This window comes from Bradyrhizobium sp. CCBAU 11386, assembly GCF_028128955.1.
GTDB lineage: Bacteria > Pseudomonadota > Alphaproteobacteria > Rhizobiales > Xanthobacteraceae > Bradyrhizobium.
The window spans coordinates 1-18361 of record NZ_LBKA01000002.1; the positions used below are offsets into that span (position 1 = coordinate 1).

18 protein-coding genes, 1 other RNA gene and 3 pseudogenes are annotated in these 18361 nt (G+C 64.6%); 11 read left to right on the top strand and 11 right to left on the bottom strand.

What is annotated here, in order from left to right; translation table 11 throughout:
* The 3 genes and pseudogenes from XI09_RS00190 to XI09_RS00200 form a co-directional block, all read left to right on the top strand.
* Positions 1 to 231 (top strand): annotated as a pseudogene (locus XI09_RS00190) (hypothetical protein); the annotation flags it as partial.
* Between the two features lie 350 nt (positions 232 to 581).
* Positions 582 to 1700 carry a DUF2336 domain-containing protein gene (locus XI09_RS00195; protein WP_271565151.1) on the top strand — a complete coding sequence of 373 codons (1119 nt, stop codon included), beginning with the start codon at positions 582 to 584 and terminating at the stop codon, positions 1698 to 1700.
* A gap of 61 nt (positions 1701 to 1761) precedes the next feature.
* The gene (locus XI09_RS00200) at positions 1762 to 2004 is read left to right on the top strand and encodes a hypothetical protein (RefSeq protein WP_135175906.1); all 243 of its coding nucleotides are present in this window, start codon (positions 1762 to 1764) and stop codon (positions 2002 to 2004) included.
* 202 nt (positions 2005 to 2206) lie between these two features.
* On the opposite strand, the gene XI09_RS00205 is transcribed toward XI09_RS00200, so the two are convergent.
* Entirely contained in the window at positions 2207 to 2602 is a 396-nt protein-coding gene (locus XI09_RS00205) for a (R)-mandelonitrile lyase (protein WP_271565323.1), read from the bottom strand.
* A 121-nt stretch (positions 2603 to 2723) separates the two neighbouring features.
* Positions 2724 to 3740: a zinc-dependent alcohol dehydrogenase family protein gene (locus XI09_RS00210; RefSeq protein WP_271565152.1), complete on the bottom strand. Its 1017-nt coding sequence runs from the start codon at positions 3738 to 3740 to the stop codon at positions 2724 to 2726.
* A gap of 164 nt (positions 3741 to 3904) precedes the next feature.
* Here XI09_RS00210 and XI09_RS00215 point away from each other — a divergent pair, with 164 nt between their 5' ends.
* Positions 3905 to 4801, top strand: a complete 897-nt coding sequence (locus XI09_RS00215) for a LysR family transcriptional regulator (RefSeq protein WP_271565153.1) — start codon at positions 3905 to 3907, stop codon at positions 4799 to 4801.
* A gap of 137 nt (positions 4802 to 4938) precedes the next feature.
* Positions 4939 to 5352 (top strand): hypothetical protein, encoded by a 414-nt coding sequence (locus tag XI09_RS00220; protein ID WP_271565154.1) that lies wholly within the window; start codon positions 4939 to 4941, stop codon positions 5350 to 5352.
* Here XI09_RS00220 and XI09_RS00225 read toward each other — a convergent pair.
* The 9 genes from XI09_RS00225 to ssrA form a co-directional block, all read right to left on the bottom strand.
* On the bottom strand, positions 5283 to 6734 hold the full coding sequence (locus XI09_RS00225; protein WP_442869507.1) for a type II and III secretion system protein family protein: 1452 nt from the start codon (positions 6732 to 6734) through the stop codon (positions 5283 to 5285). The two genes, XI09_RS00220 and XI09_RS00225, sit on opposite strands and share 70 nt — an antisense overlap.
* 257 nt (positions 6735 to 6991) lie before the next feature.
* The gene (locus XI09_RS00230) at positions 6992 to 7489 is read right to left on the bottom strand and encodes a GNAT family N-acetyltransferase (protein ID WP_271565156.1); all 498 of its coding nucleotides are present in this window, start codon (positions 7487 to 7489) and stop codon (positions 6992 to 6994) included.
* A 320-nt stretch (positions 7490 to 7809) separates the two neighbouring features.
* A complete protein-coding gene (gene feoB, locus XI09_RS00235; protein WP_271565157.1) occupies positions 7810 to 9681 on the bottom strand; it encodes a ferrous iron transporter B in 1872 nt (623 codons plus the stop codon).
* Between the two features lie 37 nt (positions 9682 to 9718).
* The gene (locus tag XI09_RS00240; RefSeq protein WP_011089262.1) at positions 9719 to 9994 is read right to left on the bottom strand and encodes a FeoA family protein; all 276 of its coding nucleotides are present in this window, start codon (positions 9992 to 9994) and stop codon (positions 9719 to 9721) included.
* A gap of 115 nt (positions 9995 to 10109) precedes the next feature.
* Positions 10110 to 10361: a ribbon-helix-helix domain-containing protein gene (locus XI09_RS00245; protein ID WP_018640860.1), complete on the bottom strand. Its 252-nt coding sequence runs from the start codon at positions 10359 to 10361 to the stop codon at positions 10110 to 10112.
* On the bottom strand, positions 10358 to 10546 hold the full coding sequence (locus XI09_RS00250) for a DUF4169 family protein (protein ID WP_271565158.1): 189 nt from the start codon (positions 10544 to 10546) through the stop codon (positions 10358 to 10360). The genes XI09_RS00245 and XI09_RS00250 overlap by 4 nt, the downstream gene beginning before the upstream one ends.
* A 278-nt stretch (positions 10547 to 10824) precedes the next feature.
* The gene (gene fumC, locus XI09_RS00255; RefSeq protein ID WP_271565324.1) at positions 10825 to 12258 is read right to left on the bottom strand and encodes a class II fumarate hydratase; all 1434 of its coding nucleotides are present in this window, start codon (positions 12256 to 12258) and stop codon (positions 10825 to 10827) included.
* An 89-nt stretch (positions 12259 to 12347) separates the two neighbouring features.
* A complete protein-coding gene (locus tag XI09_RS00260) occupies positions 12348 to 12866 on the bottom strand; it encodes an SspB family protein (RefSeq protein WP_271565159.1) in 519 nt (172 codons plus the stop codon).
* A gap of 114 nt (positions 12867 to 12980) precedes the next feature.
* Positions 12981 to 13348: a transfer-messenger RNA gene (ssrA, locus tag XI09_RS00265) on the bottom strand.
* A gap of 96 nt (positions 13349 to 13444) precedes the next feature.
* Between ssrA and XI09_RS00270 the strand changes: the two are divergent.
* The 6 genes and pseudogenes from XI09_RS00270 (at position 13445) to XI09_RS00295 (ending at position 18359) form a co-directional block, all read left to right on the top strand.
* A pseudogene (locus tag XI09_RS00270) lies at positions 13445 to 14049 on the top strand (chromate transporter).
* Entirely contained in the window at positions 14046 to 14576 is a 531-nt protein-coding gene (locus XI09_RS00275) for a chromate transporter (RefSeq protein ID WP_271565160.1), read from the top strand. The pseudogene XI09_RS00270 and the gene XI09_RS00275 overlap by 4 nt, the downstream one beginning before the upstream one ends.
* Before the next feature lie 94 nt (positions 14577 to 14670).
* Positions 14671 to 15432 (top strand): tripartite tricarboxylate transporter TctB family protein, encoded by a 762-nt coding sequence (locus XI09_RS00280; protein WP_271565161.1) that lies wholly within the window; start codon positions 14671 to 14673, stop codon positions 15430 to 15432.
* A 7-nt stretch (positions 15433 to 15439) separates the two neighbouring features.
* Positions 15440 to 16954 (top strand): tripartite tricarboxylate transporter permease, encoded by a 1515-nt coding sequence (locus tag XI09_RS00285; RefSeq protein WP_027544749.1) that lies wholly within the window; start codon positions 15440 to 15442, stop codon positions 16952 to 16954.
* A 202-nt stretch (positions 16955 to 17156) separates the two neighbouring features.
* Positions 17157 to 17393 (top strand): annotated as a pseudogene (locus XI09_RS00290) (tripartite tricarboxylate transporter substrate binding protein BugD); the annotation flags it as partial.
* 171 nt (positions 17394 to 17564) lie between these two features.
* Positions 17565 to 18359, top strand: coding sequence for a thymidylate synthase (locus XI09_RS00295; RefSeq protein WP_271565163.1), 795 nt, complete (start codon positions 17565 to 17567; stop codon positions 18357 to 18359).
* Positions 18360 to 18361: the final 2 nt, after the last annotated feature.

Consider the following 18361-nt stretch of genomic DNA (forward strand, 5'->3'; position numbering starts at 1 on the left):
CCGATGCCCGGCCGCGATCCGCGCCGCGCGCCGCCGAAGCCCAAGCTCGAGCCAAAGGCCGCGCCAACGCCGAAGGCGCCGCAGGCCGCTCCCGCAGCGCCAAGCCCGCCGCTCGCAAGCCAGCAGGTCGCGCCCTTGCCGCCGCCGATCGAGGTGAGGCCGGCGCCGGGCCCTGCGCCCGCAAAGCCCAAGCCGAAGCCGCCGCTGGTGCTGACGCCGTCGAACCCGTGAATGACGGCGCTCGCTGTAGAGCTCGGTGTTCACCTCTCCCCAGCGGGGAGAGGTCGGATTGCGCAGCAATCCGGGTGAGGGGCCGCGGCTCATATTGAGACTGTAACCCCTCACCCGGATCGCATCTTCCGATGCGATCCGACCTCTCCCTACGGGAGAGGTGAAGCACCCTGCCCGCCGGTAAACACATTCCCCCGCATTTTAATGAATTCTCGTCGGCAAAACTGATCTGCCGACTTTACCGGATTCTCGCGTTTGTTCCCTAGTGTCGGTTGCCAGAGGAATTCGGCGTCGCGCCAACACAGGCGGGATGGCTCGCCAAAGAACGACCAAGAACTGGGGTGATCGACATGAACGGGGCGAAATCGCTTCTACAGGATTTGGACGACGCGATCGCGCGTGGCACCGACGAAAGCCGGGCACGCGCGCTGTGGCATGCGACCGACATCCTGATCACCGGCCGCTACAGCGACGACGAGATCAGCATGTTCGGCGAGGTCATCGGCCGGCTCGCCGACGAGATCGAGGTTGCCGCGCGGACGCAGCTGTCCGAATTGATGGCGGCCTGCGATCACGCCCCGCTCAACGTCATCGAAAAGCTCGCTCTCGACGACGAGATCGCGGTCGCCGGCCCCGTGCTGCGCGACTCCACCCGGATCGACGAGAAGATGCTGGTCGAGAGCGCCCTGACCAAGAGCCAGTCACATCTGCTCGCGATTGCCCAGCGCAAGTCGATCGGCGAGGCCGTGACCGACGTGCTGGTCAAGCGCGGCGACCAGGAGGTCGTGACGTCGGTCGCCAAGAACGAGGGCGCGCGCTTCTCCGGCTCGGGCCTGCTGCACATGGTCCGCCGCGCCGAGGGCGACTCGATTCTTGCCGAGCAGCTTGGCCTGCGCAAGGACGTGCCGCGCCACATCTTCCAGCAGCTGATCTCGAAAGCGTCGGAAGACGTCCGCCGCCGGCTCGAGAGCGAGCGCCCCGAGATGATGGCGCAGATCCAGAGCTCGGTGACCGAGGTCACCGGCGACCTGCAATCCAAGTTCGGCCCGTCCTCGCGCAGCTATTTCGTCGCCAAGCGCGTGGTGACGACGCAGTACCGCCAGGGCAACCTCAACCAGGATTCGATCTCGAACTATGCGCGCCAGCACCGCTTCGACGAGGTGCAGATCGGCCTGTCGCTGCTGTCGGCGCTGCCGGTCGACGTGATCGAGCGCGCGCTGATGGACCGCAACCGCGAGATGATCCTGGTGCTGTGCAAGGCGCTCAATTTCTCCTGGGACACGACGATGTCGCTGCTGTTCCTCGGCGCCAAGGATCATCTGATCACCGCGCGCGAGCTCCAGGACAACGAGCGCGAGTTCGGCCGGCTCAAGAGCGAGACATCGCGCAGCATCCTGAAGTTCTACCAGTCGCGCAAGACCGGCGCGGGTGCCGATGCGGGCCGTCAGCCCGAACTCCAGGTTCACTAAGCAAGTCCACTGAGCAGGTTCACTGAGCATCATCCCGGAATTGGCAGGGGAGTATTTGCAAATGTTGCCTCAATTCGGCACCGCCGTTCGTAAGAAGAACCTCAACAACGCCTTCGCCCCCGATGTCGGCGGCGGAGCTCCGGACAAGGCCTCGGTCGACGCCGCCTGGCTCGTGCTGGAAGCCGCCAACGATCTCGGCGATCACGCCGCGATCGAAGCCTGCCGCCGCGTCATCGACGCCGAGCTGAACGGCACGGTCGCCGGCAGCTCGGATATCGATCTCGTGCTGGGGTATTTCAGGTAAGATTCCATCCGCGCTACACGACGGCTTCCACCGTCATTGCGAGGAGCTCGCGACAAGATTGCGGAGCAATCTTGCGCTGATGCGACGAAGCGATCCAGGATCTTTCCGCGGAGACAATCTGGATCGCTTCCGCCCTCGCTAAAGCTTCGGCGGGCAAGTCGCTGCGCGCGCAATGACGGAGTAGGGCGTGCCTCGTTGCTTTTCAGCCGCGATATTGTTCGTCGCTGACTTTTTCCAGCCAATCGACGGTCTTGCCGTCCTGCTGCTCCTGAATGGCGGTGTGCGTCATCGCCGTGGTGGCGCTCGCACCGTGCCAGTGCTTCTCGCCCGGCGAAAACCAGACCACATCGCCGGGCCGTAGTTCCTCGACGGGGCCGCCCCATGTCTGTGCGCGACCCGCGCCCGCCGTCACGATCAGCGTCTGGCCCAGCGGATGGGTGTGCCACGCGGTCCGGGCGCCCGGTTCGAACGTGACGCTGGCGGCGTTCGCGTGCGCCGGCGCGACGGCTGTGTGCAGCGGGTCGATGCGCACTTGTCCGGTGAACCACGCTTCCGGGCCTTTTTGCGACGGCTGATCTCCACTACGCTTGATCTGCATCGACTGACTCCCTTGCTTCGACACGCCGGTTTCGCTCAATGTTGCCGATCGGGACGTGGAGACGACGGCGAAGGAGCCTGCTCCTGCGATCACGCGGCGCCGCGAGATCATGCATTCGCCCTCAGACGGTGATCATCGTCTTGATCGCGCGCCGATCGTCCATGGCGCGGTAGCCCTCGGCCACGTCGGACAGCGGCAGCGTGAGATCGAAGACCTTTCCGGGCTTGATCTTGCCGGCGAGAACGCGGTCGATCAGGTCCGGCAGGAAGCGCCGGACGGGGGCCGGTCCGCCGAGCATGCGTCGCTGCGCGAAGAACATCGCCTGGCCGTCGAAGGTCACGCCGTGGGGCACGCCGACATAACCGATCGAGCCGCCGGGCCGCGTGCACTCGATGGCCTGCGTCATCGACTCCTGCATGCCGACACACTCCAGAACGGAATCGGCGCCGACGCCGCGCGTCAGCTCCTTGATGCGGGCAATGCCAGCTTCGCCGCGCTCCGCCACGATGTCGGTTGCCCCGAACTCGATGGCGAGCCGTTGCCGGGTCTCGTGGCGGCTCATGGCGATGATCCGCTCCGCCCCCATCGCTTTGGCCGACAGCACACCCATCAGCCCGACGGCGCCGTCGCCGACCACAACGACGGTCGTTCCCTCACGGACGTTTGCGGCGTCGGCGGCGTACCATCCCGTGCCGAGCACGTCGGAGGTCGCGAGCAGATCGGGGATGAGATCGGGCGACGGATGCTCCGCGGTCGCAACCAGCGTGCCGTCGGCGAGCGGCACGCGCGCGTACGGCGCCTGCGCGCCGGACATGAACTCGCGCTGGACGCATGAGGAATGGAAGCCAAACCGGCAATGCGGGCAGGTGTTGTCCGAGATGCAGAACGAGCCGACCACGAACTGTCCGGGCCGCACCGTCGTCACCTCGCGCCCGACCTCCATGACGACGCCGCAATATTCGTGACCCATATGGGCGCGGCCGTCGATCGGCTGCAGACCCCGGTAGGGCCAGAGATCCGAGCCGCAGATGCAGGTGGCCGACAGCTTGATGATGGCATCGGTGGGTTTGAGGATTTTGGGGTCGTCGACCTGTTCGCACCGGACATCGCCGGGACCGTACATGAGTGTTGCCAGCATTGCAGGACGCTCCGGGTTTGGATGTCAGAAGAGCTCGGGGCCGGACAGCCCGGAGGCTGCGGCCAGCAGGAGATAGCGGCCCGCTCCCAACCTGATTAGATGGAATAGTCCGCTTGCATTGATCGATCAGGCACATAAATGGAGGCTTTCAACGGCGGAGGGCGATGCCCAGGTACGACTTCAACGATCTCTTGTGGTTCCTCATCGTCGCCAAGGAGCGCAGTTTCACGAAGGCGGCCGCCAAGCTCGGCATCGCGCAGTCGACCCTGAGCCACACCATCAAGCGGCTCGAAGACCGGATGGGTATCCGGCTCCTGATGCGTACCACCCGCAGCGTCGGTCTCACCGAAGCCGGCGAGCGGTTGAGGCTGTCGATGGCTCCGCGCATTGCCGAGATCGAGGCCGAGATTGCCGATCTGATGGCGTTCCGCGACAAACCCTCGGGGCGGATCCGGATGACGGTTTCGGAGCATGCGCTCCAGAGCGTGGTGTGGCCCAAGCTGCAGCCGATCTTGAAGGACTATCCGGACATCAAGCTCGAGATCAGTCTCGACAACGGGTTTCGCAACATCGTCGAGGAGGGATTCGACGCCGGCGTCCGCCTCGGAGAAAGCGTCGAAAAGGACATGGTCGCCGTGCGGATCGGACCGGATTGGCGGCTGGTGGCCGTGGGCTCACCCGGCTACTTCGCCGAACGCGGCGCGCCGGAGCACCCCCACGACCTCGTGCGGCACAATTGCATCAACCTGCGGCTGGAAAGGGCAGGCGGGCTCTACGCGTGGGAGTTCGCGAAGGACGGCCAGGAGCTTCGCGTCCGGGTCGACGGGCAATTGACGTTCAACACCTCCTACGCCCAGGTCGATGCCGCGCTGAAAGGATACGGCATCGCCTATGTACCGGAGAATGTCGTGCAGCGGCACATCGTGTCGGGGGACCTCGCGCTGGTCCTGGACAACTGGTCGCCGGTGTTCGACGGATACCACATCTACTATCCGAGCCGGCGCCAGAACTCGCCCGCCTTCAAGGTCATCGTCGACGCGCTGCGCCATCGCGGCGCGTGATGGCGGGCGGGCGCACTGCCTGTTCACGCTCGGTTGTCGGCCGATGACGCGCAGCCAAGGCAGCCATGGCGGCGTGGCCGAGCGAGGGTTAGAAGTAGTGAAGTTTACGACGCGACTCTCGACGAGACAGGTGCCCAATGAGTGAACGTACCGACGGTCGGGCAAGCGCTCAACAAGCCGGGTTTGCCGGTGTCACGCGCAAGGTTCTCGAACGTCTTCCATTGCCGGGCAATCACCAGGAACTCATGGTCGTCGAGGTCACCTATCCGCCGGGTGGCACAGCCCCGCTTCACCGGCACCCCGTTGCGGGCGCGGTCTACATCGTCGAAGGTGTCGCCGAGTCCGCCTATGGCAGCGACGAACCGCGCCTTCGTACGGCTCTTGCGAACTTTCTTCGCAAGCGGATGGATGTGCAAGCAGGGGAGAAGTGCTCGCATGAAGAGCGTGCCGGCTGCGTGAGCCTGCCGTCGAAACGCCAGCCTCAATCGATGATGAATCCGACACCTTCGGTCTGCCGTTGCGGTTTCGGGCGGCTTGCGGTGGTGCCATAGAGGCGATTGATGGTGCCGAGGAGATTGGCCTCCGGATCACTCACATTGGCGAAACCGTCGTCCGGCCTGGACAGGTCTTTCGGGTTTGTCGCGCGAACGATATAGGGCGTCACAAGGACGACCAGCTCGCTCTGATTGTTCACGAAGTCCTGGCTCCGGAACAGAGCGCCGAGAACCGGCAATTGCATCAGGCCGGGTAATCCGTTCACGGCCCGCTTGGTCTGGTCCTGGATCAGGCCCGCGATCACCATGGATCCTCCGGAGGGAATCTCGAGCGTGCTTTCCGCTCGCCGTGTCTTGATGGAGGGCACAGTCAGCGAGTTGGTCGTCGTGTCGCTGACGGCTTGAGACAGGGTAATCGAGTGTTCGTTGGACAGCTCCGAGACTTCGGTCATCAGGTGCAGGCTGATGCGCCCTTCGGAGAGAACGACGGGGCTGAAATTGAGAGCCAGCCCGAACTTCTTGAAGCTGATCTGTGTCGTGCAGACATGGGTGGTTGGGTCGCAGGAATAGCCCGCCGGAACGGGGAACTCGCCGCCGGAGACAAAGGTGGCCGACTCTCCTGAAACCGATGTCAGCGTTGGTTCGGCCAGGGTGCGCATGACGCCGGCGGTTTCCATCGCCCGCAGCGTTGCCGTCGTTCCGCCGGCCGACAGCGTCAAATTGTTTCCTGACACCAGGTTTTGGCCGTAGGCGGTGAACGGATTCGAGTTGGTCAGGCTGACGGCAGTGGTGCCCGAGCTGAGGCTGGTACTGAGATCGATGCCGAGCTGCTTGACGATCGAGCGCGATACTTCCGCAACCGTCACCTTCAGCATGACCTGGTCACGGGCCTGCACGACGAGGGAGTTGACGACCTTGTCTGTGGATCCCACGAGGCGCGCCGCCACGTCATTGGCCTGTTGCGCTTCGACCGGGGTCGCGACCGTACCCGTGAGCATCACGCCATCGCCGATGCCCTCGATCCGGATATTTGAACGCGGAAACATCTGCCGCAACGTGGCGCGTGCACCGTTGAGATCCCGTTTGACGGCGACGTCATAGGCAACCATCTGCTGGCCCGCGGAATCGAAGAAGACGATGCTGGTCTGGCCGACGGCCGCGCCGATGATATAGGCCCGCTGCGCGGAGCGGACCACGGCATTGGCGATCTTGGGATCGGCGACCAGGATATCCCTGGCGTCCCGCGGCAGGTCGACCACAATCGATTTGCCGATGCCGAGTGAAAGGAATTGATAGTTCGACTGCGACGCTGCGGTTTCCGGTTGAAGACGATGCGTCTCGCCGGCGAAAGCCGCGACCGGCCCCCAGCCCAGAAGGGCCGCGAGCACCGGGACAGTCGAGCGCCACTGGCGCCGAGCTCGTGGCGATTGCCTGTTGATGCTGCTCACGCAAATTCGTTGATGCACTCTGACCGCTCCAGACTCGGATTCGCCCCCCAGCGCCGCCTGCTTGAACGGTCGGGGGTGTGACGTCAGGCGCCCGCGGGAATGACCGAAACAAATCTGCGGCCGGCGATACGTTCGGAATGTCGGGAAACAGAACGCTGGACGCCGTTACGCAAGCGCCACGATGTCGCCGCCTGCAATTGCGCGAAGAGACAGCAGCATCTTGGCTGGCGCCATTGCCCTTGCGGCCATCACCGTCGGGCGCGGTAAATCACGACGTCTTCGCCGTGATGGAGCGTGCTGCGCTCGAGGAGATAGTTCGATTTCTCCAGCACGCGGCGGGAGGCAGCGTTCCCGACGAACACCAGGCCGATGAGCGAGGGCAGCGCGAGTTGCGACAGCCCGATATGCGTCAGCGCCGCCGCGGTCTCGCTCGCAAGTCCCTGGCCCCAGAGACTGCGCTTGAAGGTGTAGGCAATCTCGATCTCGTCGATGCCGTCCACGAGAATGTGCCTGATGCCCGTCCGTCCGGCGAACTGCCCGTCTCTCGTTCGCAGCACCCAGAGCCCGAAGCCGTGCTGGTCCCAATGGGCCATGTTGACGGCGAGATAAGTCTTCGTTGTCTCGGCCGAGCGCGCGCCGCCGAGATAGCGCGACACCTCGGGATCGAGGTGGAGCGCGACTAGGTCTGCGAGGTGACTTTCGTTCAGCCTCTCGGCGGTGAGGCTGGCGGTGGTGAAGTGGTCCATCAAACCAGAAAGCCGATTCCGAGGTCGGTCGTCGCTCGCTGCGCCGATGCGGGCCGATGATGCCATCGTGCTCCTGTTTTGCCCGACGGGTCAACCCGCTTGCAGTCCGCAGCCCGGGAGCGACTTGTCCTCCGTAGTTCGAAGAGCGAAGGCGGAAGCGCAATCCGGGTTCGGCGACGCGTTACGCAAGAATCCCGGATTTGCTGCGCTCCATCGGGGCTACGGTCGGATGATTCTCGCGCACACGTAAGCCATTGATTTCACAACCCCCGTCTACTGTGCATGGGGTTGTTTTCGCAGTTTTGGTTTTTGAGGGTCCGCTATCCCGCCCCTAACGCCACCGCGACGTTGTAGGTCACGAGGCTCGCGGCATAGGCCAGCACCAGCATGTAGGTGAAGGTCACCGCCATCCATCGCCAGCTTCCGGTCTCGCGCCGGATCACGGCCAGCGTCGAGGCGCATTGCGGGGCGAAGATGTACCAGGCCAGCATCGACAGTGCGGTCGCGAGCGACCATTTCGTCGCCAGCACCTGGCCGATCTGCTCGGCCGCTTCCTTGCCGCGCTCGATCGCATAGACGGTGCCGAGCGCTGCGACCGCGACCTCGCGCGCCGCCATGCCCGGGATCAGGGCGACCGCGATCTGCCAGTTGAAGCCAACCGGGGCAAGCAGCGGCTCGAGCGCCTTGCCGATGATCGCCGCCAGGCTGAAGTTGATGGCGGGGTCGGTAGCGCCTTCAGGCGGCTGCGGGAACGAGGCCAGGAACCAGATCAGTACCATCATCGAGAAGATCGTGGTGCCGGCGCGGTGCAAAAACATCTTCGCGCGCGTGTAGACGCCGATCGCGATCGATTTCAAGCGCGGCATCTTGTAGTCCGGCAGCTCCAGCATGAATGGCGCCGGCGCGTAGTCGCGCAGCATGAAGAACTTGATCAGGAACGAGACGGCAAGCGCGCTGGTGATGCCGGCGACGTAGAGGCCGAACATCACGAGGCCCTGGAGGTTGATGAAGCCCCAGACGTCCCTGGCCGGAATGAAGGCGGAGATGATCAGCGTGTAGACCGGGATGCGCGCCGAGCAGGTCATCAGCGGTGCGATGAGGATCGTGGTCAGCCGGTCGCGCTTATTGTCGATCACGCGCGTCGCCATGATGCCGGGAATGGCGCAGGCAAAGCTCGACAACAGCGGAATGAAGGCGCGGCCGTGCAGGCCGGCGCCGCCCATGATGCGGTCCATCAGGAAGGCGGCGCGCGCCATGTAGCCGAAATCTTCCAGCAGCAGGATGAACAGGAAGATGAGGATGATCTGCGGCAGGAACACGATGACGCTGCCGACGCCGGAGATTACGCCGTTCTGCAGAAAACTCTGCAGCAGGCCGGCGGGCAGGGTGTCGTGCACGAGTTCGCCGAGCACGTCGAAGCCTGATTTGAGCAGCTCCATCAGCGGCTGCGCCCAGGCGAACACCGCCTGGAACATCACGAACAGGATCAGCGCAAGCACCACGAGCCCGCCGACGGGATGCAGCACCACCGCGTCGATCCGCGCGGTCCAGGTGTCGGGCCGGCTCGGCAGGCTGACGCAATCGGCGATGATGCGGTCGGCCTCGCGCTGGGTGGAGCGCAATTCGCCGACGCTGAGCGCGCGCCAGTTGTTCTCGGCCGGCTCGGCGGCGAGCCTGGCCGAGATCTCGTCGGTCAGCGTCAGGAGGTCGGCCGTGCCGCCCTTGCGCACCGCGATCGAGGTGACCACGGGCACGCCGAGCTCCTTGGCGAGCCGCTCGACGTCGACAGTGATGCCGCGGCGCGTGGCGATGTCGAACATGTTGAGCACGAGGATCATCGGCCGGCCGGTGCGCTTGAGCTCCAGCAGCAGGCGGATGGTCAGGCGCAGATTGGTGGAATCGGCCACGCACAGCACGAGGTCGGGCACCGTCTCGCCGGAGGCCTTGCCGAGCACGAAATCGCGGGTGATCTCCTCGTCCGGGCTGCGGCCGCGCAGCGAATAGGTGCCGGGCAGGTCGACCACCGAGACCTGGCGTCCCTGGGGTGTGACGAAGAAGCCTTCCTTGCGCTCGACGGTGACGCCCGGATAGTTCGCGACCTTCTGCCGGCTGCCGGTCAGGGCATTGAACAGCGAAGTCTTGCCGCTGTTTGGCGTGCCGACCAGGGCGAGATGCAGCTGGGGTAATTCCATGGGATTACTGGTCCGGGATGCGGCGTCCGGTCGCTATCTAGGCGACGATGATGGCCATGGCTTCGCGCCGGCGGACCGCGATCGTGATGCTGTCGACCCGCACGGCGATGGGGTCGCGCCCGACCAGCCCCTCGTGCAGGACCTCGACCCGGGCCCCCTCGACGAAGCCGAGCTCGATCAGCCGGCTCTCGAGCTCGATGTCCGAGAGCGCCGAACCGGTGTCCCGGGCGGACAGGTGCTGGATGACGCCGGTGTAGCCGCGCAGGGCCAGACCCAGCGGCATGTGAGGGCGCGTATCATTGGTGTCGGTCATGCCCTGTATTTTCAACGCAGGGCATTGAGGTCAAGCGCGCCGGTCGGCGGAAGCTGCACCTTAGAGTGATTTTAAAGTGCGGCCGCCCGGGCGGGTCGAAAAGACGCCTCGTCGGCTACTGGGCCGGGACCTTGTCCGGCTGGGCGGCCATGGCGCGGCTCTTGAAGTAGTCCAGCACGAACAGGCGGATCGCCGAGGACAGATTGCCCTGCTGGCGATTGCCGTCGATCTCGCCGACGAGCTCGGACAGCGTCATGTTGCGCAGGCCCGAAATCTCCTTCATGCCGTTCCAGAACGCCTCTTCCAGGCTGACGCTGGTCTTGTGACCGGCGACGACGATCGACCGTTTCACGACGGGCGATTTCATGGCTGCTCCTCGCGATCGATCTGATGCTGATCCAGGTGCTCCTTCGCCCTGTCCGCGCGCGTCTCCTCCGCCGACCGCTCCGCCTTCGTGCGGCCGAACTTCGCCCGATTGGCGTCCGCCTGCTTCGCCGAGGCTGCCCGCTCGGCGCGCTTCCGGAAACGATTCAGGTTGATGACGTTCCCCATGCCGCGTCTCCATCATCCGATCCTCTTCAGGCAGGATGAAACTTTCAGAAACAGGGTGCCGCATCGCACCCGACAAGACTTGATCGCCATTCGCTTGCCCTCGTCAATCGGCCCCTCGGGCCATCAAACAATGAATTTCGCCCTGTCTAGGGCAGAAGGGTTGCGTAACACGGCGTTCCGCCGCAACATTGACGGTAATCAAATCCCGTCCCCAAAACCGCATAATTCTGCCGGTCGAGCGTCCGTATCACTACGGATGACTATCGGAATTCGGAATCCTATCCCGGGCTGGTCATCTTCTCCGGGCGCACCAGGCGGTCGAATTCGTCGGCCGAGACGAAGCCGAGCCGCAGCGCCTCCTCCTTCAGCGTGGTGCCGTTGGCATGAGCCGTCTTGGCCACCTTGGCGGCGTTGTCGTAGCCGATTTTCGGGGCAAGCGCGGTCACCAGCATCAGCGAGCGCTGCATCAGCTCACTTATGCGCTTTTCGTCGGCGCGGATGCCGCTGACGCAATGTTCGGTGAAGGAGCGTGCGGCGTCGGCCATCAGGCGGATCGAGTGGAGCATGTTGTAGGCCAGCACGGGCTTGTAGACGTTGAGCTCGAAATGGCCCTGGCTGCCGGCGACCGTGATCGCGGTGTGATTGCCGAACACCTGGCAGCACACCATGGTCATCGCCTCGCATTGCGTCGGATTGACCTTGCCCGGCATGATCGAGGAGCCGGGCTCATTCTCCGGCAGGATCAGCTCGCCGAGGCCCGAGCGCGGGCCCGATCCGAGCAGGCGGATGTCGTTGGCGATCTTGAACAGCCCTGTCGCGACCGAATTGATGGCGCCGTGCGCCAGCACATAGGCGTCATTGGAGGCCAGCGCCTCGAATTTGTTGGCGGCGCTGGTGAAGGGCAGTTTGGTGATCCCGGCAACGTGCCTTGCGAACAGTCTTGCAAAGCGCGGCTTCGAGTTGAGGCCCGTGCCGACGGCGGTGCCGCCCTGCGCCAGCGGATAGAGCTCCTTCACCGCGACCTTGAGCCGGGCGATGCCGCTTTCGACCTGCGCGGCATAGCCGGAAAACTCCTGACCGAGCGTCAGGGGCGTGGCGTCCTGGGTGTGGGTGCGGCCGATCTTGACGATCTTGGAAAACTCCTTCTCCTTCTTGCGCAGCGCGCGGAGCAGCTCGCCAAGGGCAGGAACGAGATCGGCGGTGATGCGGCTTGCGGCCGCGATATGCATCGCGGTCGGGAACGAGTCGTTCGACGACTGGCTCATGTTGACGTGATCGTTGGGATGCACCGGCTTCTTGGCGCCGAGCTCGCCGCCGAGCAGCTCGTTGGCGCGGTTGGCGATCACCTCGTTGAGGTTCATGTTGGTCTGCGTGCCCGAGCCGGTCTGCCACACGACGAGTGGAAAATGTTCGTCGAGGCTGCCGTCGATCACCTCGCGCGCGGCGCGGATGATGGCATTGGCCCGGCGCTGGTCGAGCAGGCCGAGCTCGCGGTTGGACTGCGCCGCGGCGAGCTTGACGATGCCGAGCGCATGCACGAGCGAGATCGGCATGCGGTCCGTGCCGATGCGGAAATTCTGCCGCGAGCGCTCGGTCTGCGCCCCCCAATAGCGATCGGAGGGGACCTCGATGGGACCGAAACTGTCGGTCTCGATGCGAGTTGCGGGGCGGGCGGTGTTCGAGCGGGCAGCTTTGGCCATGAGCACATCCATTCCGCCGCGCGAAATGCCGCGCGGCCTCTTCATGTGCTCTTCTATATAGGCAGTCGGGCCGGGCGCGAGGTCTCGCGCGGTAGCCTAGATCATTTCTTGCGGAAACGATCGAGCCGCACGACTTCGGCGCCGCCCTGGCTCGGCGGGGTCGGCTCTTCCGTGGTCTCCGCCTTTTCCATGACGGGCGTAGGCACCGACACGGCCGAAGGGGCAGGGGCCGCGGGCAACGTCTCCGGCGCGACCTCGGCGACATCGGAGGTGTCGAACTGGAGACCGAATTTCACGGACGGATCGAGGAAGCTCTTGATGGCGCTGAACGGCACCACCAGCCGCTCCGGAATGCCGCCGAACGACAGGCCGACCTCGAAGCGGTCCTCGAGCACGGTCAGATCCCAGAATTGATGTTGGAGGATGATCGTCATCTCTTCCGGATATTGCGCCAGGAGCCGCGACGACAGCTTCACGCCCTCGGCCTTCGACACGAAGGTGATGAAGAAATGATGCTCGCCCGGCAGTCCATGGGACGCGGCGTCGGTCAGCACCTTCCGCAGCACGCCGCGCAGCGCGTCGCGGGCCAGCACATCGTATCGGATATGATCGGTCGCCATGGTGGTCCTGTTGCATTCCAGGAGTTGGGCCCTGCCGGCCCGACTCGCTAAGCCGCAATAGTACCGCGCCTGACGGGTCAGCAGGAGTCCCCGCCGGGGAGGAAATCAAAGGTAAGTGGAGGCTTCTGTTGCCAGGTGCCTCCGAACCCCGCCTAACGGAGCTTAACCCGTTAGGACTTTAAGATGGTCTTTCAAACTGCGTTACGCAGCCTGAGCAACCGGAGCAAAGTTGTCGTTGGCAACTATTGCAGTAGCCCGATAACGGCGGAACAATACCGGGAAAAAGCACGCCCTTTACGCCCTCGTCGATCCTATTTCGCCCCCGCCAAAACCCGCTTCTAGGGCTCGCCCGCTGGTGGGCTTTGGTGGAGGCGCCGGGTACCGCCCCCGGGTCCGAATGGTTTATTACGACGACCGTTTATTTCCATAGCCGGCGAACCGGCACCCCCAATATAGGGGGCAAAGGTTTAGAAAGACAGGGGTTTGGGGCGGTCGTAGCACGGTTCCCTTTGGATAGGTTCCGGACAGCCACAGGTCCGATCTTGGCCTCGCGGCGGCCCGCGTTCTAAGCTCCTGACATGTCCACGGATTCAGCACCGGCCGCCCAAGAGCCGGATCGTGCCGCGACCAGCGGCCCTCCGCCCAGCCTGGCCGCGCTGTTCGTGGCCTTCGCCCAGATGTCCCTGGCCGGTTTCGGCGGGGTTCTGGTGTTTGCCCGGCGGGCGATCGTCGAGCAGCGCCGCTGGATGACGGCGGACGAATTCAACGAAACCTTCGCGCTCTGCCATTTCCTGCCCGGGCCCAACATCGTCAATCTGTCGATGGTCTTCGGCGCGCGGTTGCGCGGAATTGCGGGCGGAGTCGCCGCCTTTGCCGGGCTGCTGCTGCCGCCGACGCTGATCATGACCGTGCTTGCGATCACCTACGCCCGCTTCGGCGATGTGGAGGTGCTGCGCCGCATCCTCGCGGGCATCTCCTGCGCGGCGGTCGGCCTCCTGATCGCGGGGTCTTCCGCATGATGACGCCGCTGCTCAAGCGGATGGACGCGGTTGCGCTCATCATGATGCTCGGCGTGTTCCTCGCCATCGGCGTGCTTCGCCTGCCGCTGCAGGCGGTGCTGCTGGTCGCGATCCCCGTGAGCGTCGGCACCACCTTCCTCCTGCGGCGGAAGGTAGCAGCGTGAACGCCGAGAACCCGATCTGGGCGCTGATCTCCACCTTTGCTCTGATGTCGCTGTTCGCGGTCGGCGGCGCCGCGGCGGCGGTGCCCGAGATGCACCGCATCGCGGTCGACGTGCATCACTGGATGACCGACAAGCAGTTCACTGATGCCTATGCGATCGCGCAGCTCTCGCCAGGTCCGAACGTGCTTATCGTGTCGTTAATCGGCTATGCGGTCGCCGGCATCCCCGGCGCGCTGGCGGCGACGCTGGCCATGTGCCTGCCGACCGCGCTGGTTGCCTATTATGTCAGCCGGCTCTTGAACCGGCCGAGCCAATCGCGCTGGCCCGGCCTGATCCAGGCTGCATTGGTTCCGCTCTCGATCGGATTGATGGCGGCGAGTGCCCTGATCCTGGCCCAGGCGACCGATCGCACCATTGCTGCGGTGCTACTGACCGCAATGGTTGCGGTGCTCGCATCGGTCTCGCGCATCAATCCACTGTGGCTCCTGCTCGCCGGGGGCTTGTTGGGTTTTGCTGGCATTGTGTAATGAAAATCGCTAGGCAGTGATCCGGGCGGGGGATCCATTTCCAGCCGATTAGAACAACAGTGCTCGTGACTTACGGGTCGCGGAGGAGACAGGCATGGCCGATACGATGGGCCACTCAGCGACGGCCACCCGAAACACCTCGGTGGCGCTCGGCTTTTGTCTGCTGGCCGTTGCGCCGCAGATCTTCGAATTCATCTGGTCGATCGGGACGATTTTTGGCTGGGGCGCAGGACGCGGCCCGGCCACCGTCCTGATCAGCCACGCCACCGCGCTGGTCGCGGGCGCTCCCGCGGCACTGATCGGATCGGTCGGCGGTGAGACCAAGAAGGCGTCATCCGACGTGCTGCTGGCGCTGATCTATTCCTATCCGATCTTTGCGGTGGCGATCGTCACGCTGTTCATGGCCATCCGGTCGGCCCAGGATTATGTCGGCGGCGTCATTCTGATGGCGCTCGCGCTGTTCGCGCTGTGGGCTTCGAGCGATTTGCAGGGCATGCGCGGCTTCTCCTTCGGTGCGGGCACCGCGCCGCGCATGTTCGGCGGGCTGCTGGTCGCCTTGTCCGCGGGCATCGCCTTGACCGGCCTTCTGACCGATGGGCCGGCGATGGCCCATTATTCCTGGCGCGGGCCGCTGTTCGTGATGGCCTCGATCGTGTTTTTCGCCCTCGCGATCCGGCCGCTCGGCCTCGTGGTCTCGGCCTTCGCGAGCTTCATGATCGCGGCGATGGGTTCGCACGAGACGCGCTGGCTCGAGGCCGCCATCGTCGGCGCCTGCCTGACGCTCGGCTGCGCGCTGCTCTTCCCCTACGTGCTCGGGCTACCGATGCCGATGTTTCCGCGTTTCCTGATCCAATGAGGGCGTGATGGATATCTTTGCCAACCTCGCCCACGGCTTCGCCGTCGCGCTTTCTCCGATCAACCTCCTGATGTGCCTGATCGGCGCCCTCGTCGGCACGCTGGTCGGCGTTCTCCCTGGTATCGGCACCATCGCAACCGTGGCGATGCTGCTGCCGATCACCTTCGGACTGCCGCCGGTCGGCGCGCTGATCATGCTCGCCGGCATCTATTACGGCGCGCAATATGGCGGCTCGACCACGTCGATCCTGGTCAATATTCCAGGTGAGGCGACATCGGTCGTCACTGCCATCGACGGTCACCAGATGGCCAAGCAGGGCCGTGCCGGCCCGGCGCTGGCGATCGCGGCGATCGGCTCGTTCTTCGCCGGCTGCGTCGCGACCGTGCTCATCGCCGTGCTCGGCGCGCCGCTGACCAAGCTCGCGCTGGCGTTCGGCCCGGCCGAGTATTTCTCGCTGATGGTGCTCGGCCTGATCTTCGCGGTCGTGCTGGCCAAGGGCTCAGTGCTGAAGGCGATCGCGATGATCGTGCTCGGCCTGCTCATGTCGATGGTCGGCTCGGACATCGAGACCGGCGCCTCGCGCATGGCCTTCAACATTCCGGAGCTCGCCGACGGTCTCGGCTTTGCGACGGTGGCGATGGGCGTGTTCGGCTTTGCCGAGATCATCCGCAACCTCGACGCCGGCGCCGAGATGAACCGCGACCTCGTGCAGCAGAAGATCACCGGCCTGATGCCGACCAGGAAGGATCTGCGCGACTCCGCACCCGCGATCCTGCGCGGCACGGTGCTCGGCTCGATCCTCGGCATCCTGCCGGGCGGCGGCGCCGTGATCGCGTCCTTTGCGGCCTATACGCTCGAGAAGAAGATCGCCAAGAATCCGTCGCGGTTCGGCCGTGGCGCGATCGAGGGCGTGGCGGCGCCGGAGAGCGCCAACAACGCGGCGGCGCAGACCTCATTCATCCCGCTGCTCACCCTCGGCATCCCGCCGAACGCGGTGATGGCGCTGATGGTGGGTGCGATGACCATCCATGGCATCGTGCCGGGTCCGCAGGTGATGCAGAAGCAGCCGGACCTCGTCTGGGGCATGATCGCCTCGATGTGGATCGGCAACCTGATGCTGATCATCATCAACCTGCCGCTGGTCGGAATCTGGGTCCGCCTGCTGCGCGTGCCTTACCGGCTGATGTTCCCCTCGATCGTGATCTTCTGCGCGATCGGCATCTACTCGGTGAACAACGCACCGGTCGACGTCATCCTCGCCGGCGTGTTCGGCCTCGTCGGCTATTGGCTGATCAAGCACGATTTCGAGCCGGCGCCGCTGCTGCTCGGCATGGTGCTCGGACCGCTGATGGAAGAGAACTTGCGCCGCGCACTGCTGATCTCGCGCGGTGACTGGAGTGTGTTCCTGACGCGTCCGCTGTCGGCAGTGCTGCTGGCGATCGCGGCGAGCCTGTTGATCCTCACGGTGCTGCCCGCGCTGCGCGCCAAGCGCGACGAGGTGTTCACCGAATCCGAGAACTGATCGCGTCGCGCCTGCGTCGTCACGGCGCCCTGCGTCCGCGCGCCGCGTTCGGAAGTCGAATCGACTAGTGTGATGTCTTCGTGACATGAAAATGCCGGCCCTTGTGGCCGGCATTTTTGTTTGCCTCTCAAGGAACCGACATGGGACCGACAGGGGAATCGACATGACCCTTATTCGCGTGCTCGCGGGCGCATGTGCCGCTGCGTTCCAGGCTCAGGCCTGGAACGCGATGTTCGCTCTGAAGGGAACTTCGCCGGCAATCGTGGCGAGCCTGAACGCCGCCGCCGTCAAGGCGCTCGACGACGAGACCGTGCGCAAGCGGCTGCTCGAGCTCGGCAGCGTCATCCCCGGTCCTGCGGACCGGACGCCGGAGGTGCTGGCCACCCTCGTCAAGAACGAGATCGCGAAGTGGACCCCGGTGCTCAAGCCGGCAAGTTAGGCAGCACAATCAAGCCGATAGAGGAGGGGCGGGACGCGAGTTCCGCCCCTTGCCGTTTGCACCGGAAACGCTCACTTTTTCCGGGTATAATTGGTGGAGGCAGCGAATCGCCGCTGTCGCAGCGCGGGGGTGGCCGCTAAGTTCGCCGCCTCCCCAAAGGCTCTATGGCACATGCACCAGTATCAGGACCTGCTCGAGCGGATTCTTTCAGACGGCGCCGAGAAGACCGACCGGACCGGCACCGGCACGCTCTCGGTGTTCGGCCATCAGATGCGCTTCAATCTGTCGGCCGGCTTCCCGATGCTGACCACCAAGCGGCTGCCGCTGAAGGCGATCGTGCATGAGTTGTTGTGGTTCCTGAAGGGCGACACCAACATCAAATATCTGCGCGACAACGGCGTCACCATCTGGGACGAGTGGGCCGATGCCAATGGCGATCTCGGCCCGGTCTACGGTCATCAGTGGCGCTCGTGGCCCGCGCCGGACGGACGCAGCATTGACCAGATCGCCAACGTCGTCGACATGATCAAGCGCAATCCTGATTCACGGCGCCTGATCGTCTCGGCCTGGAATCCGGCCGAGGTTGACAAGATGGCGCTGCCGCCGTGCCACTGCCTGTTCCAGTTCTATGTCGCCAACGGCAAGCTGTCGTGCCAGCTCTATCAGCGCTCGGCCGACGTGTTCCTGGGCGTGCCCTTCAACATCGCCTCCTACGCGCTGCTGACCATGATGGTGGCGCAGGTCACCGGCCTGAAGCCCGGCGACTTCGTGCATTCGTTCGGCGACACCCATCTCTATTCCAACCATCTGGAGCAGGCGAAGCTCCAGCTCACGCGCGCGCCGCGTGCGCTGCCGGTGATGCGGATCAACCCCGACGTGAAGGACATCTTCTCCTTCTGCTTTGAGGATTTCGAGCTCGTCGGTTACGATCCGCATCCACACATCAAGGCGGAAGTCGCGGTCTAGCG

Bases quoted from the DNA above. Each gene is read 5' to 3' on its own strand.
- fumC (WP_271565324.1), bottom strand. From the start codon at position 12,258: ATGGATGTGCTCATGGCCAAAGCTGCCCGCTCGAACACCGCCCGCCCC.
- XI09_RS00215 (WP_271565153.1), top strand. From the start codon at position 3,905: ATGCCCAGGTACGACTTCAACGATCTCTTGTGGTTCCTCATCGTCGCC.
- XI09_RS00260 (WP_271565159.1), bottom strand. From the start codon at position 12,866: ATGGCGACCGATCATATCCGATACGATGTGCTGGCCCGCGACGCGCTG.
- XI09_RS00295 (WP_271565163.1), top strand. From the start codon at position 17,565: ATGCACCAGTATCAGGACCTGCTCGAGCGGATTCTTTCAGACGGCGCC.
- XI09_RS00240 (WP_011089262.1), bottom strand. From the start codon at position 9,994: ATGACCGACACCAATGATACGCGCCCTCACATGCCGCTGGGTCTGGCC.
- XI09_RS00220 (WP_271565154.1), top strand. From the start codon at position 4,939: ATGAGTGAACGTACCGACGGTCGGGCAAGCGCTCAACAAGCCGGGTTT.
- XI09_RS00195 (WP_271565151.1), top strand. From the start codon at position 582: ATGAACGGGGCGAAATCGCTTCTACAGGATTTGGACGACGCGATCGCG.
- XI09_RS00200 (WP_135175906.1), top strand. From the start codon at position 1,762: ATGTTGCCTCAATTCGGCACCGCCGTTCGTAAGAAGAACCTCAACAAC.
- XI09_RS00280 (WP_271565161.1), top strand. From the start codon at position 14,671: ATGGCCGATACGATGGGCCACTCAGCGACGGCCACCCGAAACACCTCG.
- XI09_RS00245 (WP_018640860.1), bottom strand. From the start codon at position 10,361: ATGAAATCGCCCGTCGTGAAACGGTCGATCGTCGTCGCCGGTCACAAG.
- XI09_RS00205 (WP_271565323.1), bottom strand. From the start codon at position 2,602: ATGCAGATCAAGCGTAGTGGAGATCAGCCGTCGCAAAAAGGCCCGGAA.
- XI09_RS00230 (WP_271565156.1), bottom strand. From the start codon at position 7,489: ATGGACCACTTCACCACCGCCAGCCTCACCGCCGAGAGGCTGAACGAA.
- feoB (WP_271565157.1), bottom strand. From the start codon at position 9,681: ATGGAATTACCCCAGCTGCATCTCGCCCTGGTCGGCACGCCAAACAGC.
- XI09_RS00210 (WP_271565152.1), bottom strand. From the start codon at position 3,740: ATGCTGGCAACACTCATGTACGGTCCCGGCGATGTCCGGTGCGAACAG.
- XI09_RS00250 (WP_271565158.1), bottom strand. From the start codon at position 10,546: ATGGGGAACGTCATCAACCTGAATCGTTTCCGGAAGCGCGCCGAGCGG.
- XI09_RS00285 (WP_027544749.1), top strand. From the start codon at position 15,440: ATGGATATCTTTGCCAACCTCGCCCACGGCTTCGCCGTCGCGCTTTCT.